Below are 21,974 nucleotides of genomic sequence, written 5' to 3' on the forward strand. Positions count from 1 at the left end.
ACTATGGGATGCATAGGATGAGCGCATCCCCGTTGGCTGATGGGAGGGAAGTCCCGCGATGACACAATCGGCGACACCGCCGGCGGCCGGGTCGACGTGTGACTTGGGCGCCTCGACTGCCTGTAGCGCCGCCGAGCAGCTCGGCGCCGGAGCGCAGGAGTTCCTTAAAGCGCTGGCCAGCCCGCAGCGGCAGCAGATGCTGGCGCTGTTCGCCGGCGGGATCGAGCTGACCGTGGGCACAGTCGCCGAGCGGTTGGGCCTCGCTCAGCCGACCGCCTCCCAGCACCTGGCGCTGCTGCGCCGCGGCGGCCTCCTGACCTCCCGCAAGGACGGCAAGCAGGTCTACTACCGCTTCGACACCGCCGCCGTCGAGCAGTCCCTTACCGAACTGCAGTCCTACCTGCGCGTCTGCTGCCCTCCCGAGGGCGCTGCCTAATCGGCCACCGGACTCGTCGTGACGCTGCTGCCGTGCGTTCTGGGCCGCGCATTCGGCAGTACGCAGCGCTGCGGGAAGGTCGGCCGGCGTAGTTGATCGGCGGCGTTCTCCAGGTCGGTCACCCGGTCCCACCCGCCCTGGTCAGCGGGGACAGGGAGAGCGCCTTTCACGGGCGAACACCTATCGAACACGGCGGTCGCTTCGGCCCAGGACGGGTTCGCGATCGCTGAGGGGGTTGCCGCCGGATACGGGTCATCCGGCGCGAAGGCCGCGGGGTTCGGCGCGCAGGATCTCGATGGCGGTTTGGGCGCAGCTGCCGCGGATCCACACGCCGGGGCCGGCAACGAGGGGACCGAGGTCTTTGCAGCCGCAGAAGGAACAAGCGCGGTTGGTGGCCTTGGCTTTGCTGATACGGCGGTGGCGGCGTTGAACCGAGGCGATCCACTCCTGGAGGTCCTTCTTGATACGGGCGAGGTCGACGTCGAGATCGCCCAGGATGCGACCGGCGGCAGAACCTGGGTCTGCGACGAGACAGAACAGCAGGTGTTCGGTGCGGAACTGGGACTGGCCGCGGCGGGCGGCCAGCCGCCGTGCGCTGGTGATGGCCTGGTCGGCCTCGCCGTCACCGACCACGCGGCGTTCGCGCCCGTCCTGGCCGGCGATCATCGCGGCCTCGAACAGGCGAACATTGGCCTCGCGAACCTTGTCGCGCGTCACACCGAGCCAGTCCAGGACGCCGGCGGCACCGCCGGGAAGGCCGCAGCATGCCAGACTTATCCGGTTCATAAGAAGGAGGCTCCAGTGAGGCAGTCGCTCGGGGGCCGCTGCGAGCTGACCGTGCCGCTCGCGCCGGGACGGCATGGGCCCTGGGAGGCGGTCGACCGGCAGGTGGGGCGGTGGGTCGCGGTGGATGGGCGACTCCAGCAGGGATGGGGGCCGGGGACATGCTGACGGAACTTGAGGACGACCCGGGGAAGCCGGAAGATCGTCCGGACGGCGGCGTCAGGGCGGGAGGTCTCCGGCGATCGGCGGGTTCGATCGCCGTGGCGACGGGGTTCGGTTGCGTCGCGGTCGCGACGATCGGCGTGATCGCCCAGATGGCCTTCGGCCTCGGCGGTCATCGCTCCCCCACGATGCTGATCATCCTGCTGGTGCTCATGCCGGCCCTGGGCGGGATCACAATGGCCGCTTGGGAGAAGCCGCACGCCGTGCGGCTGTGCGCGCTGCTGATAGGGGTGGCGCTGGGGGCCTGGTTCTTCTACGCGACGATCGGGAGGGGCGTCTCGCAGGTATGGGCCGCACCGGCGGACCGTCCCGGGGATGTCCGTGCGGTCGGCGACTGGACGGTCGCCGACCTGGTGGTCCGGGCCCGACCCGACGTCGTGGCGGCCTACCGGCTCGGCGACGGCCGGGTGGCCTGGACATGGGCGCCGCCCGGCCGCGAGGTGGTGTGCGCGATGAGCGATCGGACCGCGTCCGGCACCGGCCTGATCGGCTACACCGAGGCCCATGCCGGCGGCCCCCGGTGCGACCATGTGACGGCGCTGGATCTGTCCATCGGCCGGCCGCGGTGGACGACGACCGTGAACGGGCCGTCCACCGCCTGGTCCCCGTCCACACCCGGCACGGTGGCCGCGACCCGGAGCTCGGCGGTGCTCCAAGACGGCGAAGGCTGGCGGGCCGTGAACATGTCGGACGGCAGGACCCTCTGGCGCGCGGGCGTGGGACACGGGTGCTCGCCTCTGCGCCTGGCCGCCGGGCTGGACCGGGTGGTGACCGCCGCCACCTGCGGCGACGCCGCACCGGTGCTGCGCAGCCTGTCCCCGTCCGACGGCCGCGAGCTGTGGCATGCCGCGCTGCCCGCGCGCGGTGAACCGCGCGACCTGGCGCTCCTGTCGGTCGACCCGGTGACCGTCTGGATCTTCGAGAGCGGTCCGCGCGGAACCCGCGCTGTGGTGTCCTATGACGAGTCCGGGCGTGCCCGCGCCACGATCCCGCAGTCGGGGACCAGCGGCGAGCTGGCCATACCGCTCGACGAACCCGGCTTCTCGACGGCGTCGTTCGTGGCCCGTCCCGCCTATGGGGCGGTCGTGGTCGGAGACCTGCTGATCACCTCCGCCGCCCGCCCGGGTGACGTCCGCATTTCCAACGACGGCGGCAACGGCTTCAGTCGCAGCGCCAAAGGCCGCCTTGTGGCCTTCTCCCTCACCGACGGCACGCTGCGCTGGACCGCCGAGCTCGACGACCACGTCAACGGCATCGCCGCGGGCGGCGACACCGTCTGGGCGCTCACCATCGACACGATCGCCCGCGTCAACGCCGCCACCGGCAAACGTCTGGCCACCGTCGCCGTGCACGGCACCCGGCAGCTCAACACCGCCGACCTGTGGCGCACCGCCGGTCGTTTCGTCATCGTGGCCGAGGACGGTACCGAATCCGTCATCACCGAGAACGCACCCGTCCGCGTCTTGCGCTGAGCCTGCCCCATCGAAGGACGACCTCGACCGGGACAGAGGGATGGTTGCAGCACCCGAAGCGCTTGCAGCTCGCCGACGGGGGACGGTTGCCTGGCGGCGGCTGAGGGAATGCGGCGGGGCCGAGGTAGAGGCACGGATGCCCTGGCCGCAGTCCGCGTCGTGACGAGACGCAGGGTTGCACATCTCCGAGCTGTGCAGCTCGAGGTCACAAGGCTGCGAGACGCGGCGCTCCTTCGATCACGAAGCGCCTTTGGCCCTCGCGATGTGCGGACGGTACGGCAGCCCTCACACGTCCAAGATCCGCAGAGAAATGTCGGCGAACCCTGTTGATTCCTTTGAATTCAAGAAGATCCAAATGGATGCTCCGACCTCAACCCGTGGGGGGCGTGGGGGGCGGAGCCCTCCACAGCGGGGGTTCCAGGGGGTCGCCCCCCTGGGCCGGTACGAGTGTCCGAGGGGGGACTTGAACCCCCATGCCCCGTGAAGGGCACTAGCACCTCAAGCTAGCGCGTCTGCCTATTCCGCCACCCGGACGTGGTGAGCCGTGCGGTCTCCCGCAGCGGCTGCCACACGATAGCAAATCCCCGGTGATGCCGCGAAGTCGCTGGCGGCCGTACGGGGTGGCGTGGCCGCTGAGAGAGGATGGGCCGAAGCCTGCAGGAGCCGTGGAAGCCATACAGAAGGAGGATCACCGTGAGCCACCCTTCGGCGGAGGACGAGGTCGTCGAGCTGTGCAGCGAACTCATCCGCATCGACACCACCAACCCCGGTGATCACAGTGGTCCGGGGGAGCGCAGGGCCGCGGAGTACGTCGCGGAGAAGCTCGGTGACGTCGGGCTCGAGCCGAAGATCTACGAGTCGCACGAGAAGCGGTCGAGTGTGGTCGTGCGTATCGAGGGGACCGATCCGGGCAGGGACGCCCTTCTCATTCACGGGCATCTCGACGTCGTGCCCGCCCAGAGGCATGACTGGACCCGTGACCCGTTCGGCGGTGAGGTCGCCGACGGCTGTGTCTGGGGCCGTGGGGCGGTCGACATGAAGGACATGGACGCGATGGTCCTGGCCGTCATGCGCGAGCGTCTCCGGCAGGGAAGGCGGCCCGAGAGGGACGTCGTCCTGGCCTTCGTCGCCGACGAGGAGGCCGGTGGTACGTGGGGTGCGCACTGGCTGGTCGACAACCACCCGGAGCTGTTCGAGGGCTGCACCGAGGCGATCGGTGAGGTCGGTGGGTTCAGCCTGACCCTCCCGAACGACCAGCGCCTGTACCTCATCGAGACGGCCGAGAAGGGCCTGGCGTGGATGCGGCTGACCGCCACGGGCACCGCGGGCCACGGCTCCATGGTGCACCGCGACAACGCCGTCACGGCCCTGTCGGCCGCGGTCGGGCGGCTGGGCGAGCACGAGTTCCCGGTTCGGCTGACGAAGACGGTGAGGGCCTTCCTGGAGCAGGTCTGCGAGGCGAACGGGACGGAGTTCGACCCGGACGACGTGGAGAAGACCGTCGAGAACCTGGGCCCGCTGAAGCGGATGATCGGGGCGACACTCAGGAACACCCTGAACCCGACCGTCCTGACCGCCGGCTACAAGGCGAACGTCATCCCGCAGACCGCGGTCGCGCAGGTGGACGGCCGATTTTTGCCCGGGCACGAGGAGGAGTTCTTCGACACGGTCGACGAACTGCTGGGAGAGCAGGTGAGCCGGGAGTTCGTCCACCACGACATCGCCGTGGAGACCGAGTGGGAGGGGCCGCTGGTGGAGGCGATGGCGGCGGCGCTGCGGGCGCACGACCCGCAGGCGCGCCCGGTGCCGTACTGCCTTTCGGGCGGTACGGATGCCAAGTCGTTCTCGACGCTGGGCATGAAGTGCTACGGCTTCGCGCCGCTGAAGCTCCCCAAGGACCTCGACTTTTCCGGCATGTTCCACGGCATCGACGAACGGGTTCCGGTCGACGGCCTCCGTTTCGGCGTCCGGGTCCTCGACCATTTTCTCGACCACATCTGAATCAACCACGATGATCGCTCTCCGTGGTGCTACGGTAACCGACCGTACGGAGCGCACCCGCGCTCCGTAACGGTGGTCAACCCAAGGAGGGCGCGTGGTTCCTGGACGGTCGCGAGTGTGGAGGTTCACCTCCGTGGTCGCACGCTGTCCGGGCATCCCGACGCCCAAGCCGATGATCCGGCGCCTGCTCACCATGGCGGGCATCGCGATCGCCGGCTGGCTGCTGGGCGTTGCCGGTCACGCACACGCCGACCAGGCACACGCCGACACCGTTCCGGGTGCACGCCTTCCCAGCGTCACCGCGCCCGTCGAGCACGTGACCGCACTCGCGGCCGACGTGCTGGACACGCGCGGTGTCGTCCCGGCCGTGCAGAAAGCGAGTGAAGAAGAACCCGCGAAGCCCGGAGCGGTCCTCACGCCCGCCCGTCCGCCGGCGATCCTCGCCCTGCCACCCGCGGCGAAGGACAAGCCGCGGCCCCGTACGCCGGTGGGCACGGCTGGCCCTTCTCGGACACAACGGCACGGCGGCACCGGTTCACGAGCCGGAGTCTCCGGCGGACCGGTGATCCACACCGGGCCGCACGCCGTAACGGGGGCGTCCGAGAAGGTCTCCACCGATCGCGTGGCGCACAAGCGCGTGCCGCACAAGCGGGTGCACGCGCCGTCCGTCCCGAAGCGACCGCTGCCGCAGCGAGGGCAGGATGTGCCCTCATCGGCCGGCGGCGACGCTTTCGGCGGCTTCCATCCGGCCGGGGTCCGCCGCAGGATCGAGCCGGTCACGGCACTCAGCCGTCCCGCCATCCCCATCCTGCGCACCGGCACGCTTCCCCCGGTCGTCCGCACCGCGGCGGACGAGCCCTCCTTCTCCCCTGACTAGACCCCACCACCGGTCCGTACGCATGACCCGGACCGGTTTGTCGGCACGCCCGCGGTCCAGGCGGTCGTGCCGTACCCACCCCGAGAAGTTGTTCGGTCAATCCTGTCCAAATGAGGAGCATCACATGCGTATGTGGGCGAAAGGCGCCGCAGGCGCCACCCTGCTCACCGCTAGCTTCGTCGCGTTCGGGGCCGTTCCGGCCCTTGCCGACGGGACCAACGGCGACGGCAGCATCCTGGGCGGTAACCAGGTCAATGCCCCGATCTCCGTTCCGGTTAACGTCAGCGGCAACTCCGTCGCGGCCCTCGGCCACGCGGTCGCCGGATCCAGGGGCGGCGCCGCGGTGAACGGCTACCGCGCCGCCGGCGGGCACAGCCACACCTCCGGCCGCCACAGCATCGGCGGCGGCAACCAGATCAACGCGCCGATCACGGCTCCGATCAACGCCTGCGGCAACGCGGTCGCGGTCATCGGCGGGTCGCTCGCCGGCTGCCGGGGCGGCGCGTCGGCGTCCGGCTACCGCATGGGCGGTGGCCACAGCCACACCTCCGGCCGCCACAGCATCCTCGGCGGCAACCAGGTGAACGCACCGATCACCGCGCCCGTCAACATCTGCGGCAACAGCGCCGCGGTGATCGGCGACGCGCTCGCGGGCTGCCGGGGCGGCGCCCGCGTCGCGCCGAGCGCCTACCGCACCGCCGGTGGCCGTACGTCCGGCCGGCACAGCATCCTGGGCGGCAACCAGGTCCACGCGCCGGTCAACGCGCCCATCAACGTCTGCGGCAACGCGGTCGGCAACGCGCTGGCCGGCTGCCAGGGCGGCGCCGTCGTCGGCGGACCGGGCGGATACCACCGCTTCCACGGCCGCACCTCCGGCGCGTACAGCATCGGTGGCGGCAACCAGATCCACGCGCCGATCACCGCTCCGGTCGACGTCTGCGGCAACGCCGCGGCCGTCCTCGGCCGCGCGCTCGCGGGCTGCCAGGGCGCCATGCCGGGCGCCTACCCGGCGCCCGGCGGCTTCCACGGCCGCACCTCCGGCGTCGGCAGCGTCGCCGGTGGCAACCAGGTGCACGCGCCGATCACGGCTCCGGTCGACGTCTGCGGCAACGCCGCCGCGGTCGTCGGGCACGCGCTCGGCAGCTGCCAGGGCGCGACCTCCGGCGGGTACGGCGACGACTGCGTCACCCCGTACAGCGCCCGGATGAGCGGCCTGCCGCAGCTTCCGGTCGACCCCGCGTCGCTGCGCACCGGCGCCCTGCCGGTCGCGATGGGCGCCACGCCCGCTCTGCCGAGGCTCGGCCAGGGCATGAACCCGCAGTCCGCCGCGGCGTCGAACCCGCTGGGCGGCGGCCTGGGCGACGTCCCGGTCGTGGGCAACCCGCCGAAGGAGCTCCCGCCGGTCGGTCTCGCCGCGGCCGAGTCCTCGACGAGTGCGCGGAACGGCGCGCTGATGGCGCTGGTGCTGGGCGGCATGTTCGCCGCCTCGGCCGGCACGATCTCGGTGGCCCGCCGCCTGGGCCGCCGGTCCAGCCGCTAGCGAACAACACCACGGGGCCCGGCCCCGCGGTGTGAGGTAGCAGGTCGCTTTGCCTGTCCCGGAGCCATGGCCCGGGGCAGGCAAAGCCCTATTAAAGGGAGGAGGCGTCTCGACGGCCTCGGGTCACGTCATCGGAACATTGATGTAGCGTCGAAGGAGACAAGGAGTGGCCGCCGGTCAGAGGGTACGCTTCGCGCGGATGACCTTCCGGCGTAGCTGGATTCGGCGTCTGCCGTCCGGGTAGACACGGACGCGGACGAGCTCCCACCCACCATGCTCGGCATGTTCGACCAGGATCTGCCTGGCGGCGTCACGTGTCGTACCGCGCGGCAGGCGCAGTACTAGGTAGGAGTACTCAAGCATTGCCCTTATTCTGCTCCGTCTAGGGTCCTAACGGGGGGCGAGGATCCTCTTCCGCGGAACCGGTCTACTGTTTCTCACCGTTGACCGCGGAACGGCACCCGAGCGACTCCCGCCCGAGTCGAGACTTGCGAGGTTCAGGCATCGTGCCCGACAGCAACGGCACAAAGCAGCCAGGCGGCACCCGGCTGGTGATCGTCGAGTCACCCGCGAAGGCCAAGACCATCGCGGGCTATCTCGGCAACGGGTACGTCGTGGAGTCCAGTATCGGCCATATCCGCGATCTCCCCGAGAGAGCAGCGGATATCCCGTCGAAACTCAAGGGCGAGGCGTGGGCGCGACTCGGGGTCAACGTCGATCATGACTTCGAGCCGCTTTATGTTGTCAACACCGACAAGAAGCAGCAGGTAGCCAAGCTCAAGAAACTTCTCCAAGAGGCCGACGAACTCCTCCTCGCCACCGATGAGGACCGCGAGGGCGAAGCGATCGCGTGGCACCTGCAGGAGGTGCTCAAGCCCAAGGTGCCGGTGCACCGAATGGTGTTCCACGAGATCACCCCGGAGGCCATCCGCGACGCCGCGCGCACCCCGCGTGAGCTGAACATCAAGCTCGTCGACGCCCAGGAGACCCGCCGCATCCTCGACCGGCTGTACGGCTACGAGATCAGCCCGGTGCTGTGGAAGAAGGTCATGCCGAAGCTGTCGGCCGGCCGCGTGCAGAGCGTCGCCACCCGGCTCGTCGTCGAGCGCGAACGCGAGCGGATCGCGTTCGTCCCGGCGAGCTACTGGGACCTGGCCGCGACTTTCGACACCGGAAAGCCGGAGGAGCCGTCCAGCTTCGAGGCCACGCTCGTGGCGCTCGACGGCAAGCGCGTCGCCCAGGGCCGCGACTTCACCGCCCGCGGCCAGATCAAGTCCGACGAGATCCTCCACCTCGACGAGGAGGCCGCCCAGGGCCTCGCCGCGCGCCTGCGGGACCGGGCGTTCGCGGTCAAGTCCGTCGAGCGCAAGCCGTACAAGCGCAGCCCGTACGCCCCGTTCCGTACGACGACGCTGCAGCAGGAGGCCAGCCGCAAGCTGGGCTTCTCGGCCAAGTACACGATGCAGGTCGCCCAGAAGCTGTACGAGAACGGCTACATCACCTACATGCGTACGGACAGCATCCAGCTGTCCGAGACCGCGATCACCGCCGCCCGCACGCAGGCGCAGACGCTGTACGGCGCCGACTACATCCCGGACAAGCCGCGCGTCTACCGCAGCAAGGTCAAGAACGCCCAGGAGGCGCACGAGGCGATCCGCCCGTCCGGCGACACGTTCCGTACGCCGGGCGAGACCGGCCTGTCCGGCGACCAGTTCCGGCTGTACGAGCTGATCTGGAAGCGCACGGTCGCCAGCCAGATGAAGGACGCGACCGGCCAGTCGGTCTCGGTGCGCGTCGCGGGCCAGTCCACCGCGGGGGAGACCGCCGAGTTCGGCGCCTCCGGAAAGATCATCACCTTCTACGGCTTCCTCAAGGCCTACGTCGAGGGCGCCGACGACCCGGCCTCGGACCTGGACGACCAGGAGCGCCGGCTGCCCGCCCTGGAAGAGGCCGACCCGCTCACCGCGAGCGAGCTCGCCGCCGAGGGCCACTCCACCAGGCCGCCCGCCCGCTACACCGAGGCGAGCCTGGTCAAGGAGCTGGAAGACCGGGAGATCGGGCGGCCGTCGACGTACGCCAGCATCATCGGCACCATCCTCGACCGCGGCTACGTGTTCAAGAAGGGCACCGCGCTGGTGCCCTCCTTCCTGGCGTTCGCCGTGGTGAACCTCCTGGAGAAGCACTTCGGCCACCTGGTCGACTACGACTTCACCGCCCAGATGGAGGACGTGCTCGACAAGATCGCCCAGGGCGAGGCCGAGCGGGTCCGCTGGCTGCAGGCCTTCTACCACGGCAACGGCGGCGACGGGCTCAAGCAGCTGGTCTCTGACCTGGGGGAGATCGACGCCAAGGAGGTCAGCTCCTTCCCGATCCCCGACAGCGACATCATGATCCGGGTCGGCCGCTACGGGCCGTACCTCGACCGCGACGGCCAGCGGGTGAACATCCCCGAGGACATCGCGCCGGACGAGCTGACCGCCGAGAAGGCCGAGGAGCTGTTCGCGCAGCCGAGCGGCGACCGCGAGCTCGGCGTCGACCCCGGCACCGGGCACGTCGTCGTCGCCAAGACCGGCCGGTTCGGGCCGTACGTCACCGAGGTCCTGCCCGATGACGCCCCCAAGTCGGCCAAGCCCCGCACCGCCTCGCTGCTGCGGTCGATGTCGCTGGACACGGTCACGATCGAGGACGCGCTGAAGCTGCTGTCGCTGCCCCGCCTGCTGGGCGAGCTCGACGGCGAGCCCGTCACGGCGCAGAACGGCCGGTTCGGCCCGTACCTGAAGAAGGGCACCGACAGCCGCTCGCTGCAGTCGGAGGAGCAGCTCTTCACGGTCACCCTGGAGGAGGCCAAGGAGATCTTCGCGCAGCCGAAGCAGCGCGGGCGCGGGCGGGCCGCCGCCGCACCGCCGCTGCGCGAACTGGGCGAGGACACCGGCACCGGTCGCAAGATCGTGGTCAAGGAGGGGCGGTTCGGCCCTTACGTGACCGATGGGGAGACGAACGCCAGCCTCCGTAAAGGCGACGAAGTCGAGTCGATAACCGTGCAGCGCGCACTGGAGTTGCTCGCCGAGCGTCGCGAGAAGGTCGCCGCAGGTGGTGGTAAGAAGACGACGAGGAAACGACCCGCCAAGTCCCGCTCCTGACAGGGTCTGGTGTCGATACTCTGACACAATGACCAGAACGGGCAGCCCGGCCGGTGTGCTTTCGATCAAGCCGTTCCGGCGGCTGTGGATCGCCCTGTCATTGTCGAGTTTCGGCGACTGGCTGAGCATTCTCGCGCTCACGGCGTTGGCCGGCTCTCTGACCAAGGGGGCGGCGGAGAATTACGCCATCGGCGGCGTGCTCGTCATCAAGCTGCTGCCCGCGTTGATCTTCGGCCCGCTCGCGGGCGCGGTCGCGGACCGGTTCGACCGCCGCGTCACGATGGTGGTCGCGGACATCTTCAGGTTCGGGCTGTTCCTGTCGATCCCGATCATCGGGCGCCTCGACTGGCTGTACGTCGCGACGTTCCTGATCGAGGTCGTGACGCTGTTCTGGATCCCGGCCAAGGAGGCCACGATCCCGAACATCGTCCCCAAGGAGCAGCTCGAGCGCGCCAACCAGGTCAGCCTCGTCTCGACCTACGGCTCCGCGCCGGTCGCGGCGGCGGCGTTCTCGGTGCTGGCGCTGATCTCCAAGGTGCTGTTCGCCCATCCGCAGCAGCAGCCCAACCTGGCGCTGTACATCAACGCCGTCACCTTCCTGGTGTCCGCGGCGACGATCTTCTCGCTCCGGGAGATCCCCAAGCGACGCGGCCAGGTGTCGGTGCCCTCGATCCTCAAGCAGATCGTGGCGGGCTGGAAGTTCGTCGGCTCCACGGCGCTGGTCCGCGGTCTGACCATCGGCATCCTCGGCGCCTTCGCCGCCGGCGGCGCGGTGATCGGCATCGCCAAGGTCTACGTCAAGGCGCTCGGCGGCGGCGACGCGGCGTACGGCGTGGTCTTCGGGATGGTCTTCGTCGGGATGGCCGTGGGCATGTTCCTGGCGCCGCGCATCCTGCAGGAGTTCAGCCGGCGGCGGCTCTTCGGCCTGTCGATCATCGGCGCGGGCATCGCCCTGCTGCTGATCGCCCTCATCCCGAACCTCGTGATCGTGGCGCTGCTGACCGCGGTGTGCGGCGCCGGCGCGGGCATCGCCTGGGTGGTCGGCTACACGCTGATCGGCCTGGAGGTCGAGGACAGCGTCCGCGGCCGCACGTGGGCGTTCCTGCAGTCGCTCGTACGGGTCGTGCTGCTGCTGGTGGTCGCCGCGGTGCCCTTCATCGCCGGCGCGGTCGGCAACCACCGGTTCACCCTGCCCGGCAAGAACGCCTACCGTTTCGACGGCACCAACGTCGTGCTGGTGGCCGCCGCTCTGGTCGCGGTCATCGTCGGCCTCATCGCGTACCGCCACATGGACGACCGCCGGGGCGTCCCGCTGGTCCGCGACTTCACGGCGGCGCTGCGCGGCGAGCGCTACACGCCGGAGGAGCCCGGCCGCGAACACGGGGTGTTCATCGCCTTCGAGGGCGGCGAGGGCGCCGGCAAGACCACGCAGGCGCGGCTGCTGTCGATCTGGCTGCGCGACCAGGGCTTCGACGTGGTCATGACGCGCGAACCCGGCTCGACGAAGATGGGCATGCGGCTGCGCGCCCTGCTGCTCGACAAGCAGAGCTCGGGGCTGTCGTCGCGCGCCGAGACGCTCTTGTACGCCGCGGACCGCGCGCAGCACGTCGCCGAGGTCATCCAGCCGGCGCTGCGGCGTGGCGCGATCGTGGTCACCGACCGCTACGTCGACTCCTCGCTCGCCTACCAGGGCGCCGGCCGCGAGCTGAAGGTCGCCGAGATCACCGAGATCAACCGCTGGGCCACGAGCGGGCTCGTACCCGACCTGACGATCGTGCTGGACGTCCCGTCCGACGTCGGCCTGACCCGGTTCGCCTCGCCGGCCGACCGGATCGAGTCCGAGCCGCGGGAGTTCCACGAGCGCGTACGCCGCGGGTTCCGCGCGCTCGCCGACGCCGAGCCGCACCGCTACCTGGTGATCGACGGCACGCGGGCGCAGGAGGAGATCTCCCGGCAGATCCACGACCGGGTGCGCGCGATTCTGCCCGACCCGGTCCCGGCCAGCACCGAGGACGAGACCAGCACGATGCCCGCCATCAAGGACTGACCACTCCGCGGCGCGGCAGGACAGTGGCGGTTCGGGGTTCGGGACTTGCTCTGGCATCGCGGTGAGGTGCCCTAGCATCGACGCGTGACCGTCTACGACGACCTGGTGGGCCAGGGGCCCGTCATCGGGCAGCTGGAGGCCGCAGCGCGCGCGGGCGCCGACGTGCTGGCCGGTGCGGGTGGCGGGGGGATGACCCACGCGTGGCTGTTCACCGGGCCGCCGGGTTCGGGCCGGTCGGTCGCGGCGCGGGCGTTCGCCGCCGCGCTGCTGTGTCCCGACCTGGGCTGCGGCCACTGCGTGTCCTGCCACCAGGTGCTGTCGGGCACTCACGCCGACGTCGAGGTCGTACGCCCCGCGGGGCTGTCGTACGGCGTGCGCGAGACCCGTGAACTGGTGCTGCGGGCGGCGTCGTCGCCGACCGGCGGGCGGTGGCGCGTCGTGCTGTTCGAGGACGCCGACCGGTCCACCGAACAGGCCGCCAACGCCCTGCTCAAGGCGATCGAGGAGCCGCCCGCCCGTACGGTCTGGCTGCTGTGCGCGCCCTCGCCGGACGACCTCGTGGTCACCATCCGGTCCCGCTGCCGTCTCGTGACGCTCCGCACGCCGCCCGCCGACGCGGTCGCCGACGTGCTCGTACGCCGGGACGACATCGATCCCGACGTCGCCGTGGAGGCGGCGCGGGCCGCGCAGGGGCACATCGGGCGGGCCCGGCGGCTGGCCACCGACGAGGAGGCGCGGCGGCGCCGCGCCGAGGTCCTCGCCGTGCCGTCGCGGCTGACCGGCCTCGGACCCGCCGTCGAGGCGGCCGAGGCACTGGTCAAGGCGGCGGAGGCCGAGGCCAAGGCGGCCGGTGCCGAGCTGGACGCCGCCGAGACGGCCGCCCTGCGCCAGGCGCTGGGCGAGAGTGCCAAGGGCCGGATGCCCCGGGGCACCGCCGGCGCGCTCAAGGAGCTGGAGGACCGGCAGAAGTCCCGCACCACGCGGATGAAGCGCGACGCGCTCGACCGCGCGCTGCTCGACCTCGCCTCGTACTACCGCGACCTGCTGGCCGTCCAGCTCGGCGCGGACGTCGCCCTGGTCAACGCCGAGCGGGCGCGCGAGCTGCGGGCCAACCGCGGCACGCCGGAGGCGACCCTGCAGCGGCTCGAAGCGATCATGACCTGCCGCGAGCGGCTGGAGGCCAACGTGAACCCCCAGCTCGCGGTCGAGGCCATGACGATGGCCCTGCGTACCGGCTGACCTGCGCTTTTCCCAGAACTGACCAATAGCGGCCATGGCTCACATAAGACGCAACACTGGACTTTCGCCGCGCTGACCGTATCTGATGCCTCCAGGTCTTTACTGTTTCTTGGTAATTCATGGAGGTGTGCGGTGCGGCGCGCCATAGTCCTCGCCGCCTGTGCCGCCGTCACGGTGGCACTCGCGGCACCCGCGCAGGCGGGGCCGAGCGGTAACACGACAAAGGGCCGGACGAGCGAGTACGTCGTCCTGTACAAGGACGGGGTGTCCCTGGCGAAGGCGCACTCGGCCGTCGCGGCGGCCGGTGGCACCATCGTCAAGGAGAACACCGCGATCGGCCTGGCCACCGTACGGTCGGCCAACACGGCGTTCCTCACCGACGCGCGCAAGCAGGCGGCGGTGGACGGCGTCGCGCGCAACCGGGCGGTCGGTGAGGCCCCCAAGGTCCAGCGCGTCGCCGCGGCCAAGGCCCAGGCGGTGGAGAAGGAGGGCCGCCACGGCACGCGTACGGGCGGTGCGTCCCACTCCTCGGCGGCGGAGCCGCTCGCGGACCGCCAGTGGGACATGAAGCTGATCCACGCGACGGCCCACGGCTCGTACAAGAAGGAGCCCGGCGACCACCGGGTGCTCGTCGGAGTGATCGACACCGGTGTCGACGGGACACACCCGGACATCGCGCCGAACTTCGACCGGTCGCTGAGCCGGAACTTCACCACCGACATCCCGGTCGACGCCGACGGCACCGAGGTCGACGGGCCGTGTGAGCACCCCTCGTGCGTCGACCCGGTCGACGAGGACGACAACGAGCACGGCACGCACGTCGCCTCGACGATCGCCTCGCCGCTGAACGGCCTCGGCATGGCGGGTGTCGCTCCTAAGGTGACGCTGGTGAGCGTCCGGGCCGGGCAGGACTCGGGCTACTTCTTCCTGCAGCCGGTGGTCGACGCCCTCACCTACTCGGCGGACCACGGGATCGACGTGGTCAACATGTCCTTCTACACCGACCCGTGGCTCTTCAACTGCGTGGACAACCCGGCCGACTCGCCGGAGTACCAGGCCGAGCAGCGCACGGTCATCCAGGCGTCGGAGCGGGCCCTGGCGTACGCGCACCGGCACGGCGTCACCCTCGTCTCGGCGGCCGGCAACGGCGCCACCGACTACACCAAGACCATCATCGACGCGTCCAGCCCGGACTACGTGGCCACGCCCGGCGAGGCCCCGTACGAGCGGACCATCCCGCCGTCCTGCGTCTCGGAGCCGAGTGAGGGCAAGAACGTCATCGCGGTCTCGGCCCTGGGCATCAGCACCCGCAAGTCGTACTACTCCGACTACGGCAACGGCTACGTCGCGGTGTCGGCCCCGGGCGGCGACTCCTACGACACGCCGGACGGCAAGGCCGACGTGACCAAGGCGATCCTGGCCGCGTATCCGAAGTCGCTGGCCGAGCAGCGCGGCGAGCTCAACCCCGACGGCACGCCGAACGTGCCGTACGTGGTCCGCTCCTGCAAGGGCTCGACGTGCGGGTACTACCAGTACCTGCAGGGCACGTCGATGGCCTCCCCGCACGCGACGGGCGTGGTGGCGCTGATCGTCAGCAGGTACGGCCAGCGCGACCGCGTCCACGGCGGCCTGACCCTGTCCCCGGACCGGGCGAAGGCGATCCTGGAGGGCACCGCCACCGAACACCCCTGCCCGACCCCGCGCGCGTACACCTACACGCGCTACGTCCTGCAGTCGGACGGCACGTACCAGAAGGTGACGGCCACGCACACCTGCGAGGGCGGCAAGGAGCGGAACGGCTTCTACGGCCACGGCGTCATCGACGCCCTGGGCGCCGTGTCGCACTGATCTCCCGTTTCGAAAGGGGCGTCCCGGCCGGGGCGCCCCTTTTCGCGTACGGCCGGTCCGGCGGTCACAGGTCGGAGCCGCCGTGACGTCGATCCAGCCGAGGAGATGTTGAGGATCCGGCCGTTCCTGGGCAGTCTCTAAGCTGGCACCCATGTCGTACCGCGTCACGTTCGTCTGCACCGGCAACATCTGCCGGTCCCCGATGGCCGAGCACATCTTCCGCCACCACGCCGAACAGGAAGGCCTCGACGTCGAGGTGGACAGCTCGGGCACCGGGCACTGGCACGTCGGCGACTCCGCGGACGAGCGGACGGTCGCCACCCTGCGCAGGGCCGGCTACCGCTCCTCCCACCGGGCGCGCCAGTTCGAGGCGTCCTGGTTCGACCGCTACGACCTGATCCTCGCCCTCGACGAGGGTCACCGTACGGACCTGCTCCGCCTGGCGCCCGACGAGGCGGCGCGGCGCAAGATCCGGCTGCTGCGCGAGTTCGACCCCGACGCGCGTGACCTCGACGTGGCCGACCCCTACTACAGCCGCGACTCCGCCTTCGACGAGGTGCGCGAGCAGATCGAGGCCGCCGTCCCGGGCCTGCTCGACCACGTGCGCCGGGCCGCCAAGGAACGATGAACCTCACCGACGTCACCGAGCTCGGCACCAGCCACGAATGGCGCCTGCGGCGGGGCACTCTGCCGGACGGCCGCCGCGTGTTCGTCAAGGAGGCCCGGCAGACGATCGACGGGCTGTTCGCGGCCGAGGCGAACGGCCTGCGCTGGCTCGCCGCGAGCGGTGACGACGCCCCGGTGCCCGAGGTGATCGCCGCCGACGACACCACGCTCGTCCTGCCGTGGATCGAGACCGCGCGGCCCACTCCGGAGGCGGCCGAGCGGTTCGGCCGCGAGCTCGCCGCCGTCCACGGCGCGGGTGCGGACTCCTACGGCGCGCCCTGGCCCGGGTACATCGCCGAACTGCCGCTCGACAACACCGCCGGAGACGAGTGGCCCGCGTGGTACGCCGAGCGCCGCGTCCTGCCGTACGTGCGCCTGGCGGTGGACCGGGGCGCCCTGTCCGCCCGCGACGCCGCCGAGTTCGAACGCGCCGCCGCCCGCGTCGCCGGCGCCGCGGGCCCGCCTGAGCCGCCCGCGCGCATCCACGGCGACCTGTGGTCCGGCAACGTCCTGTGGAGCGGCGACCGGGGCTGGCTGGTCGATCCGGCCGCGCACGGCGGCCACCGCGAGACCGACCTGGCCATGTTCGCCCTGTTCGGCGCGCCGCACCTGGAGCGCATCATCGCCGCGTACGACGAGGCGTCGCCGCTGGCCGGCGGCTGGCGCGACCGCGTGCCGCTGCACCAGCTCCACCCGCTGCTCGTCCACGTCGCCCTGTTCGGCGGCTCCTACCGCCAGCAGGCACTGAACGCCGCCCGCCGCGTGTAAGTACCACCGCCGGACGAGTCGCCGGCGGACCAGACGCGGTGTCCGGCCGAACCGCTGCGCCCTCACTCCGCCATCCTTGCCAATCGGAACCTCGTTCCGTATAGTTATCGGAACAACGTTCCGGTCTTGCGATTCCGAAAGTGCGTGAGCCTAATTAGGCGCTGGGCGTACACCGCGCCGTCGCCTTCCGAAAAAGGGTTCCGGTTATATCTGGTGTCGCAAGCCGTGGCAGTGACGAAAGGACCGGTGGCCTGATGCCGCACACCTCCCGGCCCAGCTTCGGGATCATGACCGCGCCGATGCAGGTCGACTACCACGACGTCCTGCGGGTCTGGCGCGAGGCGGACGCGATCCCGGAGATCGAGCACGCGTGGCTGTTCGATCACCTCATGCCGATCGGCGGCGACCCGAGCGGGCCCACCTACGAAGGCTGGACACTGCTCTCGGCCCTCGCCCCGCAGACCCGGCGGCTGCGCCTCGGCCTGCTGGTGACCAGCAACCGCTTCCGGCCACCCGCGATGCTGGCCAAGATCGCCACGACGGTCGATGTCGTCTCCGGCGGACGGCTCGACTTCGGTATCGGCGTCGGCTCGCGCCCCGACCACCCACTGGCCCGCCGCGAGTACGAGGCACACGGCCTGCCCTTCCACGACACCGCCCACGCCGTGGGGAGCCTCGCCGAGGCGTGCACGGTGATCCGGCGGCTGTGGACCGAGGACGAGCCGTTCGACTTCGAGGGCACGTACGTCCGGCTCACCGGGGCGTTCGGCAACCCCAAGCCCGTCCAGCGCCCTCATCCGCCGATCATGATCGGCGGGCGCTCGGCCGCGACGCTGCGCGTGGCCGCCGAGCACGCCGACCTGTGGAACATCCCCGGCGGCGACATCGACGACGGCGTCCGCCGCAGCGCACTGCTGGACCGCTACTGCGCCGAGATCGGCCGGGACCCCGCCTCGATCACCCGCTCGATCCACCTGCCGGTCTCCTACGACCAGCCCGCCACCACCCGAAAGGCGATCGGCGAGGCGATCGACGCCGGCTTCCTGCACATCATCCTGGGCCTGTCGGCGCCCTACCCCGCCGACGTCGCCCGCTGGGTCACCGACGAGTTCATCACTAGCCACGGCCGATGAACGGCATCTTCGTCGCGGCCAGGGTCATGAACTGCACGTTGGCCTCCAGGGGCAGGCCTGCCATGTACAGGACGGCGCGCGCCACCTGCTCGACGTCGAACGTCGGCTCGGGCGCCAGCCGGCCGTCCGCCTGACGGGCGCCCTCGGCGATGCCCGCGGTCATCTCGGTCGCCGCGTTGCCGATGTCGATCTGTCCGCAGGCGATGTCGTACGCCCGTCCGTCCAGCGACAGTGACTTGGTCAGGCCCGTGATGGCGTGCTTCGTGGCGGTGTAGGCGACACTGCCCGGGCGCGGGGAGTGTGCGGAGATCGAACCGTTGTTGATGATCCGACCGCCACGGGGCCGCTGCTCCTTCATCAGCCGCACGGCCTCCCGCGCGCACAGGAACGCGCCGGTCAGGTTCGTGTCGACCGTACGCCGCCAGTCCTCGACGGAGATCTCGTCGGCCGCGCCGGCGGGCCCGAACGTCCCCGCGTTGTTGAACAGCAGGTCGACCCGCCCCCACGTGCGGCGTACCTCGGCGAACAGGTCCGCCACCGCCTCGGCCGACCCGACGTCGGCCGGGACGACCAGGGCCGCGCCGGAGCCGCCGGCGGTCTCCCGCAGCGTCTCGGCTCGCCGGCCCACCAGCGCCACCCGGTAGCCGGCCCCGAGCAGCGCCCGCGCGACCTGCCGCCCGATCCCGGATCCGGCCCCGGTCACGACCGCGACGTTCATGATCGCCCGGAGCCGCGGGCCACGGACAGGCTCCACAGCACCAGCGGCACCCGGAGTGGCAGGCGGCCGTACGCGGCCGCGCGGTGCGGCGACGGGCGGTGGCGCCAGTCGTAGGCCATCTTTACGTTCGCGGACGTCATGGTCGCTCACGCTATCCCGGTGGGCCGTCCAGGGCGCCGCTGCGGCCCTGGACGGCCCTTGAGGGAGATCAGTTCGGCAGCGTCCACTGCTGGGCGGGGGTCCCGTTACAGGTGTAGATCTGCAGCTGGGTGCCGTCCGTCGTGCTGCTGTTCGGGTCGTCCAGGCACTTGCCGGACTCGGGGTTGGTCAGCGACTTGGCCGTCGCGTTGTAGGTCCACTGCTGCGCGCCGGTGTTGTTGCACTGGTACAGCTGGACCTTCGTGCCGTTCGCCGTACCGCTCGTGGTCACGTCGAGGCACTTGCCGAACGCGGTCAGCGTCCCGTCACCGGTGACGGTCCACTTCTGGGCGTTGGTCCCGTTGCACGTGTAGAGCTGCACCGGCGTGCTGTCGGCCGCCGAGCTGTTCTTCACGTCGACGCACTTGCCGGCGATGCCGGAGGTGATCGGCCCGGTGTGCGTACCCGACCCGCCCGATCCGGCGTACGACGGCGGCGCCGACGACGCCGCGGTCGCCCACGAGGTGTTGGCCGTGGTTCCGAGCGTGAAGTTCAGCGTGCCGCCGCTCGTCACCGCCGACGGGGTCAGGTAGGCGTTGTTCCAGTTCGCGCCGTTCCACGTCGCGCTCTGCACGTACGGGGCGTCGGTCGCGGCCTGCGGGGCGTTGATCGTCAGCTTGTTCCCGGTGCTGAGCGTGATCACGACCTGGGTGAACAGCGGGCTGCCCAGTGCCAGGTCGGCCGTACCCGGTGTCTCGGGGAAGATCCCCATCGCCGACCAGACGTACCAGGCGCTCATCGTGCCCAGGTCGTCGTTGCCGACGCCCCAGCCGGTCGGGGAGTCCGGCCACAGCTGGTTCTGCACGTTGCGGATGACCGACTGGGTCTTCCACGGCTGGCCGACGTAGTCGTACTCCCAGGGCAGCTCGATGCTCGGCTCGTTGCCGAGGTCGGCGTGGTCGCCGCCGCTGCCGTTGTACGCGCCGAGCACGTGGTCGAGGTAGGAGATCATGGCGGCGTTGCCGCCCTTGGCGTCGGCCAGGCCGCGCACGTTGAACGGCACCATGCCGGTGTACTGCCACGACGTGCCCTCGACCATGTTGTCGCCGCTCGTCGGGGAGAAACCGCCGGTCCACGAGCCGCTGGCGATCTTCGGTTGCATGAAGCCGCTGGAGGTGTTGAGCAGGTTCTTCCAGTCCTGCGCGCGGTTCACGAACTTCTGCTGGTTCGCGGCGTCGCCGAGCGCGCCCGCGAAGGCGCCCAGGGCGAAGTCGGCCGTGTTGTACTCCAGCGTCGTCGAGACCGACCCGTAGAAGTTGCAGCAGCCGTAGGAGCCGTCGCTGGGCAGGTAGCCGATGCTGTCGAGGTAGTTCAGGCCGGGCCGGTCGTTGTTCGCGACCGTCGCCTCGTGGATCATCGCGCTCTTGGCCGCCGCGGTGTCGAAGCTCCGCCCGCCGAAGGCGTAGATGTCGGCGATGATCGCGTCGGCCGGGTCGCCGACCATGACGTAGGACTCGCCGTTGGCCTGCGCCCACTTGGGCAGGCGCGTGCTCTGGGCGTAGTCGTTGACCGCCGACTGGGCCACGTCACTGGCCTGCGACGGCGCGATCATGCCGATGAGCTGCGCCTGACTGCGGTAGATGTCCCAGCCGGAGTAGTTCGCGTACTGGGCGTGGCCCGAGGCGACCGTGTGCACGGCGTTGTCGAAGCCCATGTACTGCCCGTTCGTGTCGCTGAACACGTTCGGGTGCAGCAGCGCGTGGTAGAGCGAGGTGTAGAAGACGTGCTGCTGCGCGGTGGTGCCGCCGGAGATCTGGATCTTGGACAGCGCGTCGTTCCAGGCATTGTGGGCCGCCGTGCGCTTGGCGTCGAAGTCGAAGTTCGGCACCTCGGCGTCCCGGTTGGCCTTGGCGTTCGCGTCGGAGGTGAAGGAGACGCCGATCCGGGCGTTCACGACGTGGTCCGTCGTGGTGTTGAACGTCAGGTACGCCCCGTTCGGGTCGGCCAGCGGCGCGGGCTGAGCCTGCGCGGCGCCGTGCAGGGTGGGCCGGCCGGGCTGCTCGGCGGCGTTCTTGGCGGCCCGTTTCGGCGTGGTGGTCGCCGCCGACTTCGCCGAGGTCGTACGGGCGCCGGCCTTGACGGTGGAGGCCAGCCACGTACCGGTGGTGAACGGCTGGTCGAACACGACCGAGAAGTGCAGCGTGTAGGTGTTGCCGGCGCCACAGAAGTGGCCGCTCGTCACCGAGCCGACGACCTCCGTGTCGCTCACCGCGCTCCAGGAGTTCGCGTAGTCGCCGTTCTGGCTGCCGGTGAGCTTGAACAGCAGGTTCGCCTGGGTCGTGGCGGGGAAGGTGAACCGCCCGATCCCGCCGCGCGTGGTGGTGGTCAGCTCGGTCTTGACCCCGTTGCCGAGGGTCACGCCGTAGTAGCCGGGCGAGGCGGACTCGTTCGCGTGCGAGTAGGAGGAACCGGCCGAGCCCGGGTTACTGATCGCGCCGGTGGTCGGCATGATCGGGACGTCGCCGTACGCCCCGCAGCCCGGACCGGACATGTGGGTGAGGCTGAACCCGGTGATCGTGGAGCTGCCGTACGTGTAGCCGCCGCCCTGCGCGCGCGAGGAGGTGTCGGGGCTCCACTGGAGCATGCCGAACGGCACGTCGGCGCCGGGGAAGTCGTTCGCCGCGTTGGCCGTGCCGATGAGGGGGTTGACGAGGGAGGCGGGGTCGGAGACGGCGGCGGACGCCGCCTGGGCGGGGACGATTAACGCGCCGAGCAGCGTGCCGGCGGACACGAGCGGGCCGAGGAGACGGGGGAGTGCCATGCGTGAGCGCCCTTTCGCGGAGGAGAGACAGGGCTCATGACAACGTTGTCAGATCACTCGTACGCCGCCGTGGAAGTCGAGTCAAGGCCTCTGTCACCACCCGGCCATTCGACCGTTTGATGGTG

The 21,974-nt window shown here is 70.6% G+C and carries 17 protein-coding genes and 1 tRNA gene; 12 read left to right on the plus strand and 6 right to left on the minus strand.

Annotated elements, in window-relative coordinates; genetic code table 11:
* Window positions 1–103 precede the first annotated feature (103 nt).
* On the plus strand, window positions 104–436 hold the full coding sequence (locus tag ABEA10_RS36430; RefSeq protein WP_345471878.1) for an ArsR/SmtB family transcription factor: 333 nt from the start codon (window positions 104–106) through the stop codon (window positions 434–436).
* 252 nt (window positions 437–688) lie between these two features.
* Here ABEA10_RS36430 and ABEA10_RS36435 read toward each other — a convergent pair whose 3' ends face one another.
* Entirely contained in the window at window positions 689–1,222 is a 534-nt protein-coding gene (locus ABEA10_RS36435; protein ID WP_345471880.1) for a Clp protease N-terminal domain-containing protein, read from the minus strand.
* A 158-nt stretch (window positions 1,223–1,380) separates the two neighbouring features.
* On the opposite strand from ABEA10_RS36435, the gene ABEA10_RS36440 reads away from it, so the two are divergent.
* Window positions 1,381–2,913, plus strand: coding sequence for an outer membrane protein assembly factor BamB family protein (locus tag ABEA10_RS36440; protein ID WP_345471882.1), 1,533 nt, complete (start codon window positions 1,381–1,383; stop codon window positions 2,911–2,913).
* 448 nt (window positions 2,914–3,361) lie between these two features.
* Here the strand turns inward: ABEA10_RS36440 and ABEA10_RS36445 are convergent.
* A tRNA-Leu gene (locus ABEA10_RS36445) sits at window positions 3,362–3,447 on the minus strand.
* 159 nt (window positions 3,448–3,606) lie between these two features.
* Between ABEA10_RS36445 and ABEA10_RS36450 the strand changes: the two genes are divergently transcribed.
* The 3 genes from ABEA10_RS36450 to ABEA10_RS36460 all read left to right on the plus strand — a co-directional run bounded on the left by ABEA10_RS36450 (window position 3,607) and on the right by ABEA10_RS36460 (window position 7,331).
* Complete coding sequence (locus ABEA10_RS36450; RefSeq protein WP_345471884.1) at window positions 3,607–4,914, plus strand: M20/M25/M40 family metallo-hydrolase; 1,308 nt, start codon at window positions 3,607–3,609, stop codon at window positions 4,912–4,914.
* Between the two features lie 133 nt (window positions 4,915–5,047).
* Complete coding sequence (locus tag ABEA10_RS36455) at window positions 5,048–5,791, plus strand: hypothetical protein (RefSeq protein ID WP_345471886.1); 744 nt, start codon at window positions 5,048–5,050, stop codon at window positions 5,789–5,791.
* Between the two features lie 124 nt (window positions 5,792–5,915).
* On the plus strand, window positions 5,916–7,331 hold the full coding sequence (locus tag ABEA10_RS36460; RefSeq protein ID WP_345471888.1) for a chaplin family protein: 1,416 nt from the start codon (window positions 5,916–5,918) through the stop codon (window positions 7,329–7,331).
* A 177-nt stretch (window positions 7,332–7,508) separates the two neighbouring features.
* On the opposite strand, the gene ABEA10_RS36465 is transcribed toward ABEA10_RS36460, so the two are convergent.
* A complete protein-coding gene (locus tag ABEA10_RS36465; RefSeq protein WP_285578209.1) occupies window positions 7,509–7,694 on the minus strand; it encodes a DUF5703 family protein in 186 nt (61 codons plus the stop codon).
* 143 nt (window positions 7,695–7,837) lie between these two features.
* On the opposite strand from ABEA10_RS36465, the gene topA reads away from it, so the two are divergent.
* The 7 genes from topA (at window position 7,838) to ABEA10_RS36500 (ending at window position 18,172) form a co-directional block, all read left to right on the plus strand.
* A complete protein-coding gene (gene topA / locus ABEA10_RS36470) occupies window positions 7,838–10,471 on the plus strand; it encodes a type I DNA topoisomerase (protein ID WP_345471891.1) in 2,634 nt (877 codons plus the stop codon).
* A 28-nt stretch (window positions 10,472–10,499) separates the two neighbouring features.
* Window positions 10,500–12,518, plus strand: coding sequence for a dTMP kinase (gene tmk, locus ABEA10_RS36475; protein ID WP_345471893.1), 2,019 nt, complete (start codon window positions 10,500–10,502; stop codon window positions 12,516–12,518).
* Window positions 12,519–12,602: 84 nt separating this feature from the next.
* Entirely contained in the window at window positions 12,603–13,757 is a 1,155-nt protein-coding gene (locus ABEA10_RS36480) for a DNA polymerase III subunit delta' (RefSeq protein WP_345471895.1), read from the plus strand.
* Window positions 13,758–13,889: 132 nt separating this feature from the next.
* Window positions 13,890–15,605 (plus strand): S8 family peptidase, encoded by a 1,716-nt coding sequence (locus ABEA10_RS36485; RefSeq protein WP_345471897.1) that lies wholly within the window; start codon window positions 13,890–13,892, stop codon window positions 15,603–15,605.
* Window positions 15,606–15,756: 151 nt separating this feature from the next.
* Window positions 15,757–16,233 carry a low molecular weight protein-tyrosine-phosphatase gene (locus tag ABEA10_RS36490; RefSeq protein WP_345471899.1) on the plus strand — a complete coding sequence of 159 codons (477 nt, stop codon included), beginning with the start codon at window positions 15,757–15,759 and terminating at the stop codon, window positions 16,231–16,233.
* Window positions 16,230–17,039 (plus strand): fructosamine kinase family protein, encoded by an 810-nt coding sequence (locus ABEA10_RS36495; protein WP_345471901.1) that lies wholly within the window; start codon window positions 16,230–16,232, stop codon window positions 17,037–17,039. The genes ABEA10_RS36490 and ABEA10_RS36495 overlap by 4 nt, the downstream gene beginning before the upstream one ends.
* A gap of 254 nt (window positions 17,040–17,293) precedes the next feature.
* Window positions 17,294–18,172 (plus strand): LLM class flavin-dependent oxidoreductase, encoded by an 879-nt coding sequence (locus ABEA10_RS36500; protein ID WP_345471903.1) that lies wholly within the window; start codon window positions 17,294–17,296, stop codon window positions 18,170–18,172.
* Here the strand turns inward: ABEA10_RS36500 and ABEA10_RS36505 are convergent.
* From ABEA10_RS36505 to ABEA10_RS36515, 3 genes are all read right to left on the minus strand, one after another.
* Window positions 18,156–18,890 carry an SDR family oxidoreductase gene (locus ABEA10_RS36505; protein WP_345471905.1) on the minus strand — a complete coding sequence of 245 codons (735 nt, stop codon included), beginning with the start codon at window positions 18,888–18,890 and terminating at the stop codon, window positions 18,156–18,158. The two genes, ABEA10_RS36500 and ABEA10_RS36505, sit on opposite strands and share 17 nt — an antisense overlap.
* On the minus strand, window positions 18,887–19,030 hold the full coding sequence (locus tag ABEA10_RS36510) for a DoxX family protein (RefSeq protein ID WP_345471906.1): 144 nt from the start codon (window positions 19,028–19,030) through the stop codon (window positions 18,887–18,889). The genes ABEA10_RS36505 and ABEA10_RS36510 overlap by 4 nt, the downstream gene beginning before the upstream one ends.
* A 68-nt stretch (window positions 19,031–19,098) precedes the next feature.
* A complete protein-coding gene (locus ABEA10_RS36515; RefSeq protein WP_345471907.1) occupies window positions 19,099–21,849 on the minus strand; it encodes a lectin in 2,751 nt (916 codons plus the stop codon).
* Between the last annotated feature and the right edge of the window lie 125 nt (window positions 21,850–21,974).

It is taken from the genome of Actinoallomurus oryzae, assembly GCF_039541955.1.
Classification (GTDB): Bacteria; Actinomycetota; Actinomycetes; order Streptosporangiales; family Streptosporangiaceae; genus Actinoallomurus; species Actinoallomurus oryzae.

What these genes read in the sequence shown, in the direction of transcription:
- ABEA10_RS36435 (WP_345471880.1), bottom strand. Translation starts at nt 1,222, where the DNA reads ATGAACCGGATAAGTCTGGCATGCTGCGGCCTTCCCGGCGGTGCCGCC.
- ABEA10_RS36440 (WP_345471882.1), top strand. Translation starts at nt 1,381, where the DNA reads ATGCTGACGGAACTTGAGGACGACCCGGGGAAGCCGGAAGATCGTCCG.
- ABEA10_RS36460 (WP_345471888.1), top strand. Translation starts at nt 5,916, where the DNA reads ATGCGTATGTGGGCGAAAGGCGCCGCAGGCGCCACCCTGCTCACCGCT.
- ABEA10_RS36465 (WP_285578209.1), bottom strand. Translation starts at nt 7,694, where the DNA reads ATGCTTGAGTACTCCTACCTAGTACTGCGCCTGCCGCGCGGTACGACA.
- tmk (WP_345471893.1), top strand. Translation starts at nt 10,500, where the DNA reads ATGACCAGAACGGGCAGCCCGGCCGGTGTGCTTTCGATCAAGCCGTTC.
- ABEA10_RS36490 (WP_345471899.1), top strand. Translation starts at nt 15,757, where the DNA reads ATGTCGTACCGCGTCACGTTCGTCTGCACCGGCAACATCTGCCGGTCC.
- ABEA10_RS36495 (WP_345471901.1), top strand. Translation starts at nt 16,230, where the DNA reads ATGAACCTCACCGACGTCACCGAGCTCGGCACCAGCCACGAATGGCGC.
- ABEA10_RS36500 (WP_345471903.1), top strand. Translation starts at nt 17,294, where the DNA reads ATGCCGCACACCTCCCGGCCCAGCTTCGGGATCATGACCGCGCCGATG.
- ABEA10_RS36505 (WP_345471905.1), bottom strand. Translation starts at nt 18,890, where the DNA reads ATGAACGTCGCGGTCGTGACCGGGGCCGGATCCGGGATCGGGCGGCAG.
- ABEA10_RS36510 (WP_345471906.1), bottom strand. Translation starts at nt 19,030, where the DNA reads ATGACGTCCGCGAACGTAAAGATGGCCTACGACTGGCGCCACCGCCCG.
- ABEA10_RS36515 (WP_345471907.1), bottom strand. Translation starts at nt 21,849, where the DNA reads ATGGCACTCCCCCGTCTCCTCGGCCCGCTCGTGTCCGCCGGCACGCTG.